Origin of the sequence: Streptomyces sp. NPDC002669, assembly GCF_042889165.1 — a bacterium.
Lineage (GTDB): Bacteria > Actinomycetota > Actinomycetes > Streptomycetales > Streptomycetaceae > Streptomyces.
Genome location: NZ_JBIAQQ010000034.1, coordinates 64,482 through 81,398 on the forward strand (window position 1 = coordinate 64,482; position 16,917 = coordinate 81,398).

Genomic DNA, 16,917 nt, shown 5'->3' on the forward strand with positions numbered 1-16,917 from the left:
TGGCCGGCCTCCCGGCCCTCGGTAGAGGGTTTCACAGCAGCCGCGGTGGCAGCACCGCCGGCGGCAGCTCGCGGCCCGCGACCAGGACCATGACCCGGATCGGGACCAGGACCCGGGTCCTGGTTTCCGGCCGGGGCAGGACCCAGGGCCCCGCCCCGGATCATCCGCTGCCAGGACGCTTTCCAGCCTCTCGGGGTGATGGTCTGGAGACCGGCCGGGAGCCCCCGGCAGACGTCCGCATGCAAGCCCGTCCGCCGGAGGACACCGTGATCCGAGCTCTGACCGGATACTCCACCAGACACCCGTGGAAAGTCATCGCCCTCTGGACGGTGCTGGGTGTCGTGCTGAGCGCCCTGGCCCCCACACTGATCGACCGCGTCACCCAGAACCAGACTGGGGATTTCCTGCCCAGGAGCTACGACTCGGCCGCCGCCCTGGAGATCGCCGAGAAGCAGTTCGGGGTGAACCCCGATGCCACCACCGTGACGATGCTGGTCGCCCGGACCGACGGCAAGGCTCTCGGCGCCGCCGACCGGAAACGGATCGAGGCCGAGGCGGCGAAGTTGGCGCAGCGCCGGGTGATCATGCCCAGGGAGGACGACAGGCCGACATTCCTGGTCCCGGACCACTCCCAGACCCCCCGGATCGCCCCGACGATGGTGGCACCCGACCGGAGTTTCGAACTGCTCTCGGTCGAGCTGATCGGGAACCGTACGGACAAGGGGGTCCAGGGCGTCTACCGGGCCTTCCGGGATGCCGCCCGGACGCAGTTCTCCGAGGCGGGGATGCGCACCGGCTTCACCGGAAGTCTTGCCGACACCGTCGACACCACCGATTCCCACGAGACCGCCGCGAAGGTCGGGGGCGCCCTCCTGATGGGGCTCATCCTGCTGATCAACGTGCTGGTGTTCCGCAGCGTGCTGGCGGCCCTGTTGCCGCTGGTCGCGATCGCCATGATCATCGGCGTGGCGGGGGGAGCAGTCGCGGGTGCCGCGATACTCACCGGGCGCAAGCTCGATGCGGGCACCCCTGATCTGATCAGCGTGGTCCTGCTCGGCATCGGCATCGACTACCTGCTGTTCCTGCTGTTCCGCTTCCGCGAACAACTGCGCGCCCGGCCGGAGCGGTCCGCCCGCGAGGCGGCCGGGCAGGTCTCGGGACGGGTGGGCACCGCGATCACCTCGGCGGCGCTGACCATCGTGGCCGCGTTCGCCACGCTGGGCGTGGCGACCTTCGGCCAGTTCCGCTCGCTGGGCCCCGCCATCGCCGTCGCGGTCCTGGTGATGCTGCTCGGCAGCCTCACCCTGCTGCCGGCGCTCCTCGCGGCCGCCGGACGCAAGATGTTCTGGCCCTCCAAAACCCTTGGCCACGAGCCCGACGAGGGCCGCGCCGCCCGCTTCGGGGCTCTGGTCGCACGACGACCGCTGACGATGGTGGTCGCCTCCATCGCCCTGCTTGCCGCGCCGGCCGCCGGGCTGATCGGGATCCGCATGGACTACGGCCAGGGCAACGCCGCTGCCAAGACCCCTGCGGCGGCCACCGCCACCGAGATATCCCGTGCACTGCCGGCCGGAGTCTCGGACCCGACGAGCGTCTTCGTCACCGCCACCGACGGCGGCACCCTCACCGCAGGCCGGCTCGACGGCCTCTCCCGTGCTCTTACCCGGGTCAAAGGCGTGGGCCAGGTCGCACGGACCGTTCTGAACAAGGACCACCGCGCCGCCCGGATCGACCTCTACCCGACCGCGGACCCGCAGAGCCAGCAGGCCCGCGACCTGGCTGCCGGACCCGTGCGGGCAGCGGTCGCCCAGCACACACCCGCCGGAACGGCCGCACACGTGGGCGGAACGGCGGCGATCTCCGCCGACATCTCCACCGCCGTCGACCACGACCTGAAGATCGTGCTCCCGGTCGCGGCCGCACTGATCGCGCTGATCCTCCTGCTGCTCCTGCGCAGCCTGCTCGCACCGGTGATCCTGATGCTCTCCGTCGGGCTCGGCTTCGCCGCCACCCTCGGCGCCGCCACCCTGTTGTTTCAGCACGTTCTCGGCAAGCCGGGCGTCAACTTCTCCCTCCCGCTCGTGCTGTTCCTGTTCGTCGTGGCACTGGGCACCGACTACAACATCCTGATCAGCGACCGGATCCGGGAGGAGATGCAGCGGCCGGGCCCGGCCCGCGCCGCCGTGGCCCGCGCGGTGCAGCACACGACACCGGCCATCGCGACCGCAGGCCTGGTCCTTGCCGGCTCCTTCGCCACCCTCGCCACGACCCCGGGCAACGAACAGATCGCCTTCGCGATGACGCTCGGAATTCTGCTCTCCGCGCTCGTCCTCTCGCTGGTGCTGGTTCCCGCCCTCACCGCACTCCTCGGACGGAGCATCTGGTGGCCGGTCCGCCCACAGCCCACCAAGGGCAGCCGCCCCCAACACCGTGCGAACGCACCTGCCCCGGAACCCGACCAGGTCATGACGGCGGCCCGGCCGAACGGCTCAGGGGACCTGTGAGCACCTCATCCGTCCGGCGTGGCCCCGCATGGTTGAGCGCGCGCACCCGTGACAGCCACCAGATGTTTCAAGAGCTGTCGGAAACACCCTGGAAGACCACTGGAAATCTTGAAATCACGCCCGGTCCAGGCAAATTTGCCCCGATCGACGTCCAGGGGCGAAGCGGTTGAGTCAGGCAGTCAGAACAAGATCTTCACCGGACTTCCAACTCCACAGCAACGTGGTGCCCGGTACCGGGCCGAAGTCGACTTCCGCGTCGCCCCGGACACCGCGTTCCGCGCCACCGACCGTACTCACCAACCCAGGGAGACCTGTGACCCTCCTCAGCCCCACCGCGCGGCGCGTCTCCGTCGTGGGCCTCATCCTCGCCGCCTGCGTCATCACTTTCCCCGCCCCGGCCACAGCTTCAGAGGCCCCCGCCAAGAACGGCACCGGAGCCGGGCTCGACCAGTACTACCGGCAGCACCTCGGCTGGGGCAGCTGCGGCAAGGGCCCCGTCGACACGACGGGCCGCGTTCTGGACAAGGCCGGTGTGCAGTGCGCGGACGTCACCGTGCCGCTCGACTACGCCCACCCCGCAGGGCGCACGATCACCGTCGCAATATCCCGGCTCAAGGCCACTGACACCCACCACCGCATCGGATCGATCCTGCTCAACAACGGCGGGCCGGGCGGACCTTCGGTCCAGTCGCCCCCGGACGTCCGCAAGGCGATGAAGGACGCCGGCGCGCGCTACGACATCGTCGGCTTCGACCCACGCTTCGTCGGCCGCAGCACCCCACTGGACTGCGGCTGGCCCGTCGGCACGTCCTGGTTCTCGGCCGGCACCAGCCGGACGAGCTTCGAGCGCCAGATCGTCCTCCAGAAGGACCTGGCCGACAAGTGCCGCACCCCTGACGCCTCCGTGCTGCCGTACATCAGTACCCGTAACACGGCCCGCGACATGGACCTCATCCGCGGCGTGCTCGGCGAGAAGAAGATCTCCTACCTCGGCTACTCGTACGGCACCTACCTGGGCACCGTTTACACCCAGATGTTCCCCGGCCGCTACGACCGCGTCGTGCTCGACGGCGCGGTCGCCCCCGCCGACTACGGCCCCCGCCTGACGAAGGGCACCGAGCGCGCAAGTGAGAAGGCGCTGTCCGACTGGGCCGCATGGGCGGCGGACCGCGACACCGCGTACGGCCTCGGCCGCACCCGCGCCCAAGTGCTCACCACCGTCGACCGCGTCCTCGACGCGTCCGCCCGCGGTCCGCTGACCGTCGGCACCGGCTCGGACGCCTTCCGGATCGACGACACCCAGGTTCCGGTCCTCCTCTACTCCAGCCTCGGGGACGACACCGACCCGACCCGGGAGTTCCTCGCCGAGCAGCTGGCCGTGCTGAGCAGAGCCGCACGGGGCACGGCGCCGACGCCGCTCTCACCGGAGTTCGCCGCGAGCCTCCGGTACCTACTGCACGGCGCGGCCGAACCGTCGGGAGTCCAGGCCGCGGTTCTTTGCGGGGATGTGGCCGCCCCGCGCGACCCCGAGGTCTACTGGCGCGACATCGAACGGAGCCGCACCACGCACCCGGTGTTCGGCCCGATGACCAACAACATCGGCCCCTGCGCCTTCTGGGACCGTCCCCGCGAGAAACCCACCCAGGTCCGCCGCGACGCCCCGGTACTGATCGTGGCCGCTACCGGCGACCCGCGCACCACCTACAAGAGCAGCGTGACCCTGCACGAGCAACTGCCCGGCTCCAAGCTGCTCACCCTCAAGGGCGCCGACCGGCACGCCCTCTTCGGCCGCTATGGCAACGCCTGCGTGGACGACGAGGTCAACAGGTACCTGGCTACCGGCAAACTGCCGACGAAGGATCAGACCTGCCTCGAGCACGCCGGTGAGGCATCTTCGTCGGATTCGATGACGACGAAGGTATTGTCCGCTCCGATGGGGGCGCCGCTCGGCATCAACACTGCGGCGATCACTGGTGCAGCCGCCGTGTTGGTCGTCGCCGGTGGCGGCACCGCCGTCGCAGTACGCCGCCGCAGGACCCGTCGTGCCGCCTGAACGGAACCGGTGCGGCCAGGGGCGGCACCCCCTCGGCGGGATGCCGCCCTTCGCCGGCGCCCGGCCCACCGCCATCCGCCGATGTGCAGTGCCTCGTCCAGGCCGGCTCCGTCCTCGGCGATCTTTCCCGTAGGGAGCGAGAGGCCGTGCAGGCGCTGAGCTGCCCGGGGAGTCGGATGCCACGAGTGATCCAGCCCTGACAGCCCTCAAGGTCGCCTTTCGAACCTCGAATTCCGAAGATCGCACTGCGGGAACGTCAGGAGCCCGCAGAGTCCTGCTGGCCGCCACCGGATCTCTTGGACCGACCGGTGGGTGTTCCCGGACATACCGTGTCCGCGTTCGTCGGCGCTGCCACCGCTCAGGGCCTCCCCTTCCGGGGCCATCGGTCACGGAACGCCGAGTTCGAAAAGGCCGTAGCCCGCGTACGAGCCGGACGCCACGGCCGCGATGCCGAGGAGCACGAGCTGGTGGGGGAGGCTGAGGCGGCGCAGGGCGAGGGCGACCGGAAGAAAGAGCGGGAAGAGGGGGAGCAGATAGCGGGAGACGTTGGCGAATATCTGCTGGCTGCCGAGGACGAGGAGAAGGGTGAGGACGGTGTAGACCACCAGGACGGCCGGGGGACGCAGCCGGATCAGCAGCGAGAGCAGCACGATCGCGAGCAGGACGACCCCGACGCCGATCAGGTCCGCGAAGGGCCAGGCGGAAAGGTAGTCGGAGTGGCCCACCGGGACGGATGTGAGGACGTCGAGGGTGTGCCGGCCGTAGTCCCACTCGTGGGCCCAGGCATCGGACTGAAGCCTGAAGTAGCCGCTGTAGTCCCCCATTCGGTGCCCCACCCAGCCGAGATGGGCGAGGAGCCCGAGCGGGGCGACGGCCATCGCGGCCACCGGGCGCAGGATGCCGTCCCGGCGGTGGTGGAGCGCGAGCAGGGCCGCGACGACGACGGCGCCGATCAGCGCCACGGCGGTGGGCCGGTTGAGCCCGGCCACGCAGGTGAGGAGACCGGCGGTGAGCCAGCGGCGGCCCAGGACGGCATGGCAGGCCCAGACGGCCAGGGCCACGTAGAGGGAGTCGGAGTAGACCGCCCACTCCACGCCGGAACCGGGCCAGACGGCCCAGAGTCCGGCCGCGGCCAGCCCGGCCCGTCTGCCGCCGAAGCGTTCGGCGACGGCGTAGATGCCCAGGGCTGCGGCCAAGGAGGCCACGACGGAGACCAGCAGGCCGGCGCCGTACGGGCCGAGGCCGGTGAGTTCGGAGACCAGCCGCATCAGCGCCGGGTAGAGCGGGAAGAACGCCGCGGAGTTCTCTTCGAGGGTGATCGGGCCGGTGGCGCCGGGGATCGGGACCAGCCGGGGGTCGTACCCGTGCACGGCGATCTGCTGGTACCACCAGCCGTCCCAGCTGGCCAGGACGTCCCACGGGTGGGCCCCGCCGCCGAAGCGCGGGTTCTTCGCGCGGTAGTCCCCTGCGGAGTGCAGCAGCCACATGAAGACGGCGAAGCCGATGAGCTTGAGCGTGCCGTAGAGGGCCAGTACGGGGCTGTAACGTTCGGCTGTGTGACGCAGCCGGCTCCGGGGATCGGGGCCCGTCCCGGTGGGCTGCTCCGACAGCCTCGCGTTCCAGCTCGGGGTGCCGGCCCCGGTCGTACGAACGACGGTCCTGATCATGCGCGGAACACCCACGTCCGGAAGAGCAGGAACCGCAGCAGCATCGCGGCCAGGTTGGCGACGAGGAGCACGGCGAGTTCGGCGGCCTGCCCGGCCGAAGGCGCCGCGTGGTGCAAGGCGGCGAGCGATCCGCCGGTGAACGCCAGACCGACCAGGAGAACGAACAGCCCCCTGTTCTGATGGCGCAGCACACCGCCACGGCCACGGAGGCCGAAGGTGAGCCGTCTGTTCGCGGCCGTGTTGGCGACGGTGCAGACCAGCAGCGCGAGTGCATTGGCGGCCTGGGAGCCGGTCATGGGGCGCAGCCATGCGTAGAGGAGCAGATACGCGAGGGTGCTGACGGCTCCTACGGTGGCGAAGCACAGGAGTTGGGCGGCGAGCCCGCCCCGGGCGGCGGCGCCGTCGTCGCGGAGCGATCTGCCCGGCGGCAGCGTGCCCCGCGCCAGGGCCCCGCCGATCCTGGCGATGCCGCGCAGGTCGGCCAGTGCAGTGGCGAGGATGTCTACCCGGGTGTCGGGATCGTCCACCCAGTCGACCGGCACTTCATGGATGCGTAGCCCGGCACGCTCGGCTATCACCAGCAGTTCGGTGTCGAAGAACCACTCCGAGTCCTGTACGAGCGGCAGCAGTTGCTCGGCCACCTCGCGCCGCACCGCCTTGAATCCGCACTGCGCGTCCGAGAAGCGCACGGCGAGGACGGAGCGCAGGAGGGCGTTGTAGCAACGCGAGGTGATCTCTCGCTTGGGGCCGCGCACCACCCGGGAACCGGGAGCCAGCCGGGTGCCGATGGCGATGTCGGAGTGGCCGGAGAGCAGCGGGGCCACGAGCGGCAGCAACGCCGTAAGCTCCGTGGACAGGTCCACGTCCATGTACGCGAGTACGGGGGCCGACGAGAGGGACCAGGCTGTACGCAGCGCCCGGCCGCGCCCCTTCTCGGCCAGCCGAAGCCACTGCGCTTCGGGCAGTTCGTCGGCCAGCCGGGCGGCGATCCGCGGGGTGCTGTCCGTACTGGCGTTGTCGGCGATGGTGATACGGAACGGGTAGGGGAAGGTCTCGCGCAGGTGCGCGTGGAGTCGCCGTACGCTCGGTTCCAGATCTTTCTCCTCATTGAACACGGGTATGACCATGTCCAGGACGGGCTCCGGATGGTGGGGCGCCACTGATGCGCGGTGCGGCAGCCGGCTCAGGTTCTTCAGGGCAACTGAACCTTGATCTATCACGTTTGGTCCTCTTTGTGACTTGGTGCGGGGCAGGCCGAAGACACCTGGGGCTACGGTGCGTTACGGGGTGACGAGCGAGGACGAGACGGTCAACGGCTGGTGCCGCGCGGTCGCCGTGCCCGAGGGCGGGGCCGAGGACGAGGGCGGCGACGTGCCCCCCGTGCTTCCCGGTGCAGTCCCGGTGGCCGTGGCCGTACTCCCGGTCGTGGCCGACGGCGCGATCGTGGCGGTCCCGTCCGGGGGCGCGGGGACGGTGGAGGTGCCCGAGGGGGAGGGCGCGCTCGGGGACACGTCGGGTGTTGCGGGCGGGGCGGAGGCCGACGGGCTCGTCGTGGGCTGTGGGCCGGGGTGGCTGGGCTCGACCCGGGCCGCATGGCCGGGCAGCAGGGACAGCCCGATGCTGAGGCCGGCGACGGCCAGGACGGAGCCGACCGCCCTCCGCGCGGCGCGTCTCCGCTGGCGGGCACGCACCCTTGCCCAGAGGCGTTCCCGATGCCTCGACTCGAACGGTGCGGGCGCCGTCCCGGTGTCGCGCATCATCTGCGCCAGCTGCCGTTCGAAGTGATCCATGGGGTTCTCCTTCACCGCACCGGCTCGTTCACATGGCCCAGGAGCTGCCTCAGCCGGGCCACTCCGCGTGCGGCATGGGACCGAGCCGTGCCCACCGGGCACCCGAGCACCTCCGCCACCTGCCCCTCGGGCAGGTCCTGGTAATAGCGCAGCACCACCGCCACCCTCTGCTTCGGCGACAACTGGGCCAGCGCGGCCTCCAGGCGGGAACGCTCCACCACGTCCGCTGACACATCGCCGACCACAGCCGTCTCGGGCAGCTGCTCGACGGGGCGTTCACCCCACCAACGCCGCTGTCCCGAGCGTGCCGCCGCACGCATCATCACCTTGCGGACGTACGGCTCCGGCGCCTCGTCCGCGACCTTGGGCCAGACGAACCAGAGCTTGACCAAGGACTCCTGCAACAAGTCCTCGGCCCGATGCCGATCGCCTCCGACGAGCAGACGGGCCAGGTGGATCAGCACCGACCACCGGGCAGCCACGAACTCGTCGAACGCACGGGCTCGACTCTGCTCCATCCGCACTGTCCCTGTTCTCGCCGGTCGCCTACACCCTGTAGAAGGCACTGGGAGGCGGCCCACGATGCACCTGCGGACCATGATCTGGATCACAGGACGTATCGACGACAAGCACATCGGGTCCTGGAACCGTTGGCTCAGAACGAGTCGCCATGCCAGTGGGTTGCTCCCGTGGCCTGCAGCGTGGCGCGTACCGCCTCCGGCGGGGCAAGGAGCGGGCGGGCCATACCCACCGTCTGCGTCCGTTCCCGGACCTGATCCTGGGCGAGGAGCCGGGGCAGGGCAGCACGGACGGCCGGGTCCTCGGGGAGGTGGGCCCGGCCGACTGCGGCGCCCGCCGCACGGGCCCGACGGGCCACCTCGGCGAGCAACTCGCCGAGGGCAGCCGGTGCGGCTTCCGCCACCGCGCACTCGCGGACCTCGACGGCCTCGCCGATGCGCCGGGTCACGGTGTAGCCGACCGCCGTCCCCTTGTTGTCCTCGGCGATCAGCCATTCGGCGCCGGGGCCGTACCAGGCGGGCACGCGGTGGATCCAGTCGTTGGCCGTCCGCACCGAGGCGAGGGGGCGTGCGGCGTTGAATCCGGCGTGCAGTTCTGCCAGCCGCGGGGCGTCGGCCGGGGTGGCCGCACGGATGCGGAAGCGGGGTCCGGACGGGCCGGTCGCAGTGAGCGGGCCCTCGGCCCAGGAGGTGCGGAAGCCGGTCCAGCCCGAGCGCTCGTAGACCCCCGGAGTGGCCGTGAACAGCAGGGACCAGGCACAGGACTCGACGGTCATGGCCTCGGCGGCAAGGGCGAGCAGTCGGCGCACCAGGCCCTGGCCCCGTGCCTCGGGGCGGGTGGCGACATTGCCGATGCCGCCCACCCGTTCGACCCGGCCGTGGGCGTCGCGGAGCTGCCGCGGTACGTAGCAGACGACGGCATCGACCGTGTCGCCGCGCACGGCCACGAAGGTCCGCCGGTGGCGGCCGGGGTCCAGGGCGTGCAACGCGGGGAGGTGCGGGGCGTCGAAGCAGATCGCCCATAGCGCGTGCACGGCTGCCTCGTCGGCCGGGGCGAGGGTGCGCAAGGTGTGTGTCATGACGTCAGGTTCCCTTCTGTGCTGACCCGGCCACCCAGGGGCGGCAGAGCTGATCGTCGTACGCCGCGTACACGGCGGATGAAGTGCATCCGGTACGTCTGTCCGGGGAGCACGCCGCCGTCCACGAGTTGCTGCACGCCCCGGCGTCCGAGGCGAACAGCAGCAGCGCGCCCCTGTTCTCGTCGGGCACCGAGTAGCGGCCAAGCGGAATGCGTTCCCGGTAGGCCGTCCTGACCGCATCGCGGTCGAAGGGGAACGCGCCGTCGACCGGCGTCCGGACCGCGCCGAGTGGGAGGGGGCCGGCGGTGATGCCGTGCGGTGCGGGTCCGACGGCGAGGGTTGAGCACCGCTTCGACGACACCGGGCCACGGCGTACGGTCGCCGTGGCCCGGTGTCCGCGCGGGTGCGTCACCCGCGCCTGGTCCGTTGGAGGCTCACCGCGTCGACGTACCCGGTCATGAGGTTCCACACGGACGAATACAACGAGACGCGGACCGACGCCGTACCGGGCGGAGCCGTACCACTTGCCTGCGCGTCGATCCAGCGCCGCTGGTCCACGCCGCGGAGCGGTGCGCTCGCCATCCGGCCGACCGGCTTACCGGCCCTGTCGAAGAAGCTCAGCAGCAGCACCGAATCGTCGGTGCTTCCGTCCTCGACGTACACCTTGGCACGGGCCCGGTAGTACGCGCCCGCGGCGGCCGGCACCGGCTCACCGGTCAGCTCCGCCGACGCCTCGGGACCGCTCCGGGCCGCATCGACGATTTTCATGCTGCGTCTGCCGGTGTACGCCCGTTCTTGGGAGAGGGCGAACAGGCTGCCACCGCCCTGCCACCCCGGGGCGGAGCCGTTGGCCGACGGTGCCACCTCGAAGCCGGCGTTGTCGACGGCCACCGCGCCGGCCGGGCCGCGGCGCACCGGGATCATCCGCAGCCGGGACTCCGCCGCCTTGCCCAGGAAGTAGATGTTCTCGTGGCCGTCGGCGTCCCGGGCCAGGGTCATGAAGGCGACCTCCTCGCCGTAGTCGCCGAGTGTCACATGGTCCATGGTCCGGGGGTCCACCACGGTGAGCTTGCCGGCCAGGGTGCTGTACAGCAGGCCGTCGGCGCCCCAGCGGAGGTAGACCGGCCGCCACATGCCGTAGTTCTTCACCGCGGGGTAGATGTTCTTGTACTTGACGACCCGGAGGGTGTCCGGGTCCATCGCGAACAGGAATCCGTCGGCCGTGCCCCACAGCAGGCCGTCGCGACCGAAACCGAGACCGCTGATCATCTTCGGGCCGTCGAGGCCGGGGAGGCCGGGAGTGAACTCCTTGACCTTGCGTTCGCCGGCGACATCCCAGACGAACATCTTGGCCTCGGACTCGGTGGCCTCGGTCCCCAGACCGCCGTGGACGGTGGTGGAGCCGTAGATCCGTCCGCCGCGCTGGGCGAGCCCGACGACGCTCTGGTTGTGGACGATGTCGGGGTAGGTCTTCTTCTCCCCCTTGTCGGGGTCGTAGATGGTCAGCGCGCCGCCGAGCTTCCCGTAGTCGGGGATGGAGCCGATGAGCAGCTTGCCGTCGTGGGCCTTCATCACGTACGGCCGGTCCTGTCCGGAACCGAGCCGGAACTTCTCGGAGACGGCCGGGGCCGCCGCGTCCAGCTTCGCCGAGGAGATGATGCCTCCGGGGTAGATGCCGAAGTACATCGTGTCGCCCAGGCCCGCCATGCCCTCGGCCTGGCCCATCGGGAAGCGGGTGGTGCGGCCGGTGCGCGGGTCGAAGCGGGACCCGGTGCCGCCGGGGTAGCCGCTCATGAACAGCGTGCCGTCCGGCGCCGCCTCCAGGTTGTGCAGTGGGTTCGGCGCGCCCTGCACCACCGAGGGCAGCGCCTTGCTCCGCCGTGACGCGATGTCGAAAGCGGTGATGCTGCCGCCCGACTGCAGGGTGACGAGCGAGGTCCCGGGGAGGTCCGGATCATCGAGCGGTATCCAGGCGGCACCGCGCAGCGAGGTGCCGAAGGAGATTCCGGTCGAGCGGGACTCCAGCGTCGCCGTGTCGATCTCGTACAGCTCGCGGTTGTTGGTGACGTACACCTTTCCGTCCCGCGGCTGAAGCTGGTTGAAGGAGAAGACCCCCGCGTCCGAAGGCGTGTTCCTGCCCACGGACTTGTCGCTCCACTTGCCGGCACCGAGGTCATAGAAGAGCAGCTTCATCTGCGGGTCGGCGAACTTGACGAACAGCCAGCCGTCGACGACCGCCATGTCGTAGGCGAAGGGCACCTCCTGGGGCTGCACTCCGAGGAGCGCCGGGACCTGGTCGGAGATCTTCGTCTTCGTACCGGTGGCGGTGTCGAGCCGGATGACGTCACCGACGGAGCCCACACCCGCGTAGACGGATCCGCCGTGGTAGGCGAGGGAGCGCACGTACTGCTGGCCGGGCACCACCTGCCCGTAGTCGTGGAAGTCCTTGCTCTGCGGGTCGTATCTGAACACCTTGCCATTGGGGAAGGTGCCGATCCAGACGTTGCCCTCCGGGTCCGTGGTCATCGACCACGGCGACTTCTCGCCCGGAACGGTGCCGAGCTTGCGCACTTCCTTGCCGGCCGGGCTGTAGCTCCACAGCTCTGCCGTCTGGCTGCCGGTGATGGCGGCGATGTAGACGGTGCCATCGGGGCCGATCGCATGCCGCCAGGACTGCTGCACGCCGGGCAGCGTGAACGAGCGCAACAGCCGGTTGTCCCGGACGTCGATGACGTTGAAGATCGCGTTCTCGGCCGAGACCGTCGCGTACATCGTGGGCCGGCCGTCCTCCGTGCCCACCACGGCGTCGTTGATGGAGACCGTTTCCTGCTGGACGCCGAGATCGGCCTCGGGGCCGAACCACGTCCGGTCCAATGCCGATCTACCGGTGCCGTCACCTCCCCGGGCCGCGGCCAAGGGCGCAGGAACCGCGACCAGAACGGCCAGGGCCAGCAGCAGGATGAGGAGTGGTCTAGGGCGTTTTCGGGCCACCGTGATGCCTCCAGATTATGAGAGTCTTCCAAATAACTAGGCGTTTTGTTCGCAAGCTCGCGCGGCTTCGGTGCTCTCCTGACGCTTGACCGCTGCAATATTTTCGTGGACTCTCTGATTAATCCCTACGGCCGAAACGACGTCAAGAGGAGTACATGGACACATCCCGACCCACCGGTGGTGACCTGGCGCAACTACGTCGGCTCAACGCGTTCGGCGCGCTGCAGGCGCTGAAAAGTGCCGACGCGCCGGTGACACTGACCGAGCTGGCCACGCTCACCGGTCTCTCCCGCGCCTCGGCGGAGGACCTCGCCACCGAGCTCACCGACCAGGGGTGGGCGGTCGAAGTCCCGCCCGCCCCCGGCACGGTGGGGCGACCGGCCCGCCGTTACCGGTTCCGGGCCGATTCCGGTTACGTCTTCGGGCTGGACATCGGCGCCCACAGCGTCCTCGCCGTGCTCGCCGACCTCTGCGGCACGGTCGTCACCACGGCCCGCCGAACGGTGCCGCCGGACATCCGGCGCGCCGACCGGCTTGCCGCCATCGGCGACGTGATGACCGAGTGCCTCGACGACGCGGGCATCGACCCCCGCCAGATCTGGACGATCAGCGCCGGCACCACCGGCGTCGTCGGCCCGGAGGGAGACGTCGTACTCGCGGGAGCGGCCGCCGACTGGACCGGTGTACGACTCGCCGAGCACCTGGGCGAACGCTGCGCCGGGGCGGTCCTGGTGGACAACGACACCCGGCTGGCCGCACTCGCCGAGCAACGCCTCGGTGCGGCACGGGACATCGAGGACGCCCTCTACATCCACGCCGGTCTCGGCCTCAGCGCGGCGCTGATCATCGGCGGCCGGGTGCACCGGGGACACGGCGGCGCGGCGGGCGAGATCGGCAGCTTCCCCGTCACCCCCTGGGCGACCGCCGCCACCCGCCTGGCGTGTTCTCCCGCTGTTCCCTCCGACGTACCCCCGCGGAACGCCGCCGCCCATGTGCTGGCCGCCGCCCGCCGGGGCGACACCGTCGCCGTGCGCGCCGTCGACCGCTACGCCAGCGACGTGGCCCTCGGCCTCGCAGCCATGGTGCTGACCATCGACCCGCAACGGGTCGTGCTGGGCGGGGGACTGGCCCAGTCCGCCGACATCCTGCTCCCTCGCCTCCGTAACCGCCTGGAGCCGCTGTGCATCCGGGTCCCCGATCTCCAGCCGTCCTCGCTCGGCGACGACCGGGTCGCGCTCGGTGCGATCTGGCGAGCCATCGAGCACGTCGAGACGACGTACCTCGCGCACAACCGGCGGCCCACGGCGGCCACCCCGTGAACAGCCGTTCCGGACCTCCCGTCCTCACCCCGGGCAGCCCGTGTCCCGCATCGCGGGGACCCCTGCGCGATCCGCCTTCCGGCTTTCAGGCGGCGCCGGCACCCGCCGTATGCACCGGCAGCCGGCCCCTGTCAGTCCTCCGCACCCGGTAACCGTTGCCGGCTTCGCGGCCAGGCATCGCCGCAGGAGACGCCTCCCGGCCCACCGCGCGCCTCGTCCGTCGCATGTCTCTCCTCCACCTCCAGGGAGCTCTTGGGAATGTCCATGCACCTTCCGATATCCGGCCGACCCGTCCGTGTGGCTCTCGTCGGCGCCGGCAACCGCGGCCTCACCTATGCCGCGTGGATCAAAGCCCACCCCGAACGCGCCCGCCTCGTGGCCGTGGCCGATCCCCGGCCGGCGGCCCGCGCCGCGGCCGGGGCGGAGCTCGAGTTCGACGACTGGCGCCCGCTGGTCGAGAACCGCATCGCCGACGCCGTCATCGTCGCCACCCAGGACCGCAATCACGTCGAGCCCGTCCTGGCACTGGCGCGGGCCGGGTACGCGATCCTCGCCGAGAAGCCCCTGGCACCCAGCGAGGCCGAAACACGCACCCTCATCGAAGGCGTGGAGAAGGCGGGCGTACTCTTCGCCGTCTGCCATGTCCTGCGCTACACCCCCTACACCGACCTGGTGAAGGAGGTTGTCGGCTCGGGCGTGCTGGGCGAACTCGTCAGCGTCGAGCACCTGGAGCCCGTCGGCTGGTGGCACTACGCGCACTCCTACGTGCGCGGGCCGTGGCGCAGCGAGAAGGACTCCTCCCCGATGCTGCTCGCCAAGTCCTGCCACGACCTGGACTGGATCTCCTACATCACCGGGGAACGCATCGAGCAGGTCGCCAGCTTCGGCGGACTCAAGCACTTCCGGCCCGAGAACGCCCCGGCCGGTGCCGCGGAGCGCTGCCTGGACTGCGCCGTCGAGGACGGCTGCCCCTACTCCGCACTCAAGCTGTACGTGCCGAGGCTGCGTGAGCACGGTTCCATCTGGCCGGTCACCCACGTCACGGACTCCACGGACGAGACCGAGCTGCTGACCGCGCTGCGCGAGGGCCCGTACGGCCTGTGCGCCTACCGCGTCGACAACGACGTGGTCGACCACCAAGTCCTCGCCATGCAACTGTCCGGCGGCATGACCGCGACGTTCACCATGGTCGCCTTCACCGAACAGACCGACCGCCAGACCCGGATCTTCGGCTCGCACGGCTGGCTGCGCGGCGACGGCAAGCGCGTCACCGTCCATGACTTCCGTACCGACGAGGTCACCGTCCACGAGGTCGAGGCGAGCGGTTCCAACGCCGCCGAGGGACACGGCGGCGGAGACACGGCGCTGGTTGACGCCTTCGTCCACGCCGTCGCCACCGGCGACCCGGCCGCAGTCCGCTCCGGCACCAAGGCCACGCTCGGCAGCCATCTGGCGGCCTTCGCCGCCGAACGCGCCCGCCTCACCGGCTCCGTACAGAGCGTGCCGGCGCGCTGATCCACGTCCCCGAACAACACCCTTCCCCGCTCATTCCAGGAGGTTCCCGCTCATGTTCCCTATCGCCCGTCGCCGGCCGAGACCCCGTGCCGTCACCGTGCCGTTGCTCTCGGCTGCTCTCGCCACCACCGTCCTCGCCGGCTGCGGATCCGGGACCGACGACGACACCATCACCATGTGGACCTACCCGGTCATCTTCGACGAGGCCAAGAACAAGGCCTACTGGGACGGCCTGGTGAAGGCGTTCGAGAAGAAGCACACCGGCACCAAGGTGAAGGTGGAGACCTTCCCGTGGGCCAACCGCGACACCGCACTGGCCACCGCGATCGCCTCCGGCAAGGGCCCGGACGTCGTCTACCTCATCCCGGACCAGCTGCCGAAGTACGAGCGGAACATCGTGCCCGCGGACCAGTACATGCCGGCCGACGCCAAGTCGGACTACACCAAGTTCGCCCTCGGCTCCGTGACCGTCGACGGCAAGGCACTCGGCACCCCCGTCCTGACCAGCGCCAACCCCCTCATCTGCGACAAGCGCGTCTTCAAGGCCATCGGCGAGAGCGAATACCCCACCACCTGGGACGAATTGGCCGGTCTGGCGCCGGAGCTGAAGAAGAAGGGCTACTACGCCACCAGCTACGGCGGTGACACCCAGCAGACGCTGAACATGACCTTCTACCCGCTGCTGTGGCAGGCCGGCGGCGACGTCTTCTCCGAGGACGGCAAGCAGGTCACCTTCAACGACGCGGCCGGCGTGAAGGCGCTGACGTACCTGAAGAAGCTCGTCGACGGCGGCTACACCGACAAGGACCTGGTCACCACCACGCCGAAGCTGGAGCAGACCCCGACCGCCAAGGGCAAGGTGGCCTGCACCTGGCAGAACACCCCGGCGGACGTCGAGCCGTTCTGGGGCAAGGAGAACATCGTCGTCCAGCCGCCGCTGAAGGACGTGAAGTCGGTCGGCTACGGCACCGTCGGCGCGCTGTCCATGCTCAAGGGCGCCGACGTCAAGACGGCTGGAAAGTGGATCTCGTTCGTCGCCGAGGCCGAGAACGCCGCTGGACTACAGAAGCAGTCCGGTACCTTCCCGGCCCGCACTTCCGCCGGGAACCTCTACCCGGGCGACGAGCTCCTCACCGCCGTCGCCGACACACTCCCGGCCATGGTGGCCGGGCCGCTGGAAGAGAAGGCCCGTGAGGTTCAGGGCGTGCTCGCCCCGGAGATCCAGGCCGCGATGCTCGGCAAGAAGTCTCCCCAGCAGGCGCTCGACGACGCCGCCAAGGCGGCCGGTCCGCTGCTCGCCCGCTGACACCGGCACCCCCGCCCGTCCGCCGAACCACACGTCCGGCGGACGGGGGACCACCGCTCCCCGCATCTTCCCGGGGCGTTGCCCCGACCTCCGCAATCCCCCCGTACCGCAAGGAGATCCCCGTGGCAGTCGTCGCGGAACCCACCCGCCGGGGCCGTCGCAGCGGGCCGCAGGC

General features: G+C 70.5%; 11 protein-coding genes. 6 read left to right on the forward strand and 5 right to left on the reverse strand.

Going from position 1 to position 16,917, the window contains the following annotated elements:
- The first annotated feature begins 266 nt into the window (after positions 1-266).
- Both ACFYW1_RS34350 and ACFYW1_RS34355 read left to right on the forward strand, forming a co-directional pair.
- Entirely contained in the window at positions 267-2,504 is a 2,238-nt protein-coding gene (locus tag ACFYW1_RS34350) for an MMPL family transporter (protein ID WP_389002341.1), read from the forward strand.
- A 313-nt stretch (positions 2,505-2,817) separates the two neighbouring features.
- Positions 2,818-4,557, forward strand: a complete 1,740-nt coding sequence (locus ACFYW1_RS34355) for an alpha/beta hydrolase (RefSeq protein ID WP_389002344.1) — start codon at positions 2,818-2,820, stop codon at positions 4,555-4,557.
- Positions 4,558-4,943: 386 nt separating this feature from the next.
- Here the strand turns inward: ACFYW1_RS34355 and ACFYW1_RS34360 are convergent, their stop codons facing one another.
- Both ACFYW1_RS34360 and ACFYW1_RS34365 read right to left on the reverse strand, forming a co-directional pair.
- A complete protein-coding gene (locus ACFYW1_RS34360; protein ID WP_389002347.1) occupies positions 4,944-6,224 on the reverse strand; it encodes a glycosyltransferase family 39 protein in 1,281 nt (426 codons plus the stop codon).
- Positions 6,221-7,351, reverse strand: coding sequence for a glycosyltransferase (locus ACFYW1_RS34365; protein WP_389002350.1), 1,131 nt, complete (start codon positions 7,349-7,351; stop codon positions 6,221-6,223). Before ACFYW1_RS34365 ends, ACFYW1_RS34360 begins: the two co-directional genes overlap by 4 nt.
- A gap of 160 nt (positions 7,352-7,511) precedes the next feature.
- On the opposite strand from ACFYW1_RS34365, the gene ACFYW1_RS34370 reads away from it, so the two are divergent.
- A complete protein-coding gene (locus tag ACFYW1_RS34370) occupies positions 7,512-8,009 on the forward strand; it encodes a hypothetical protein (RefSeq protein WP_389002353.1) in 498 nt (165 codons plus the stop codon).
- Positions 8,010-8,025: 16 nt separating this feature from the next.
- Here ACFYW1_RS34370 and ACFYW1_RS34375 read toward each other — a convergent pair whose 3' ends face one another.
- From ACFYW1_RS34375 to ACFYW1_RS34385, 3 genes are all read right to left on the reverse strand, one after another.
- Entirely contained in the window at positions 8,026-8,532 is a 507-nt protein-coding gene (locus ACFYW1_RS34375) for a SigE family RNA polymerase sigma factor (RefSeq protein WP_389002356.1), read from the reverse strand.
- Between the two features lie 137 nt (positions 8,533-8,669).
- Positions 8,670-9,611 (reverse strand): GNAT family N-acetyltransferase, encoded by a 942-nt coding sequence (locus tag ACFYW1_RS34380; protein WP_389002359.1) that lies wholly within the window; start codon positions 9,609-9,611, stop codon positions 8,670-8,672.
- A 408-nt stretch (positions 9,612-10,019) separates the two neighbouring features.
- Positions 10,020-12,602 (reverse strand): hypothetical protein, encoded by a 2,583-nt coding sequence (locus ACFYW1_RS34385; RefSeq protein ID WP_389002362.1) that lies wholly within the window; start codon positions 12,600-12,602, stop codon positions 10,020-10,022.
- A 155-nt stretch (positions 12,603-12,757) separates the two neighbouring features.
- Between ACFYW1_RS34385 and ACFYW1_RS34390 the strand changes: the two genes are divergently transcribed.
- The 3 genes from ACFYW1_RS34390 to ACFYW1_RS34400 all read left to right on the forward strand — a co-directional run bounded on the left by ACFYW1_RS34390 (position 12,758) and on the right by ACFYW1_RS34400 (position 16,742).
- Entirely contained in the window at positions 12,758-13,921 is a 1,164-nt protein-coding gene (locus tag ACFYW1_RS34390; protein ID WP_389002365.1) for an ROK family protein, read from the forward strand.
- Positions 13,922-14,179: 258 nt separating this feature from the next.
- Complete coding sequence (locus ACFYW1_RS34395; protein ID WP_389002368.1) at positions 14,180-15,436, forward strand: Gfo/Idh/MocA family protein; 1,257 nt, start codon at positions 14,180-14,182, stop codon at positions 15,434-15,436.
- 52 nt (positions 15,437-15,488) lie between these two features.
- Entirely contained in the window at positions 15,489-16,742 is a 1,254-nt protein-coding gene (locus ACFYW1_RS34400; protein WP_389002371.1) for an ABC transporter substrate-binding protein, read from the forward strand.
- The last annotated feature ends 175 nt before the right edge of the window (positions 16,743-16,917 follow it).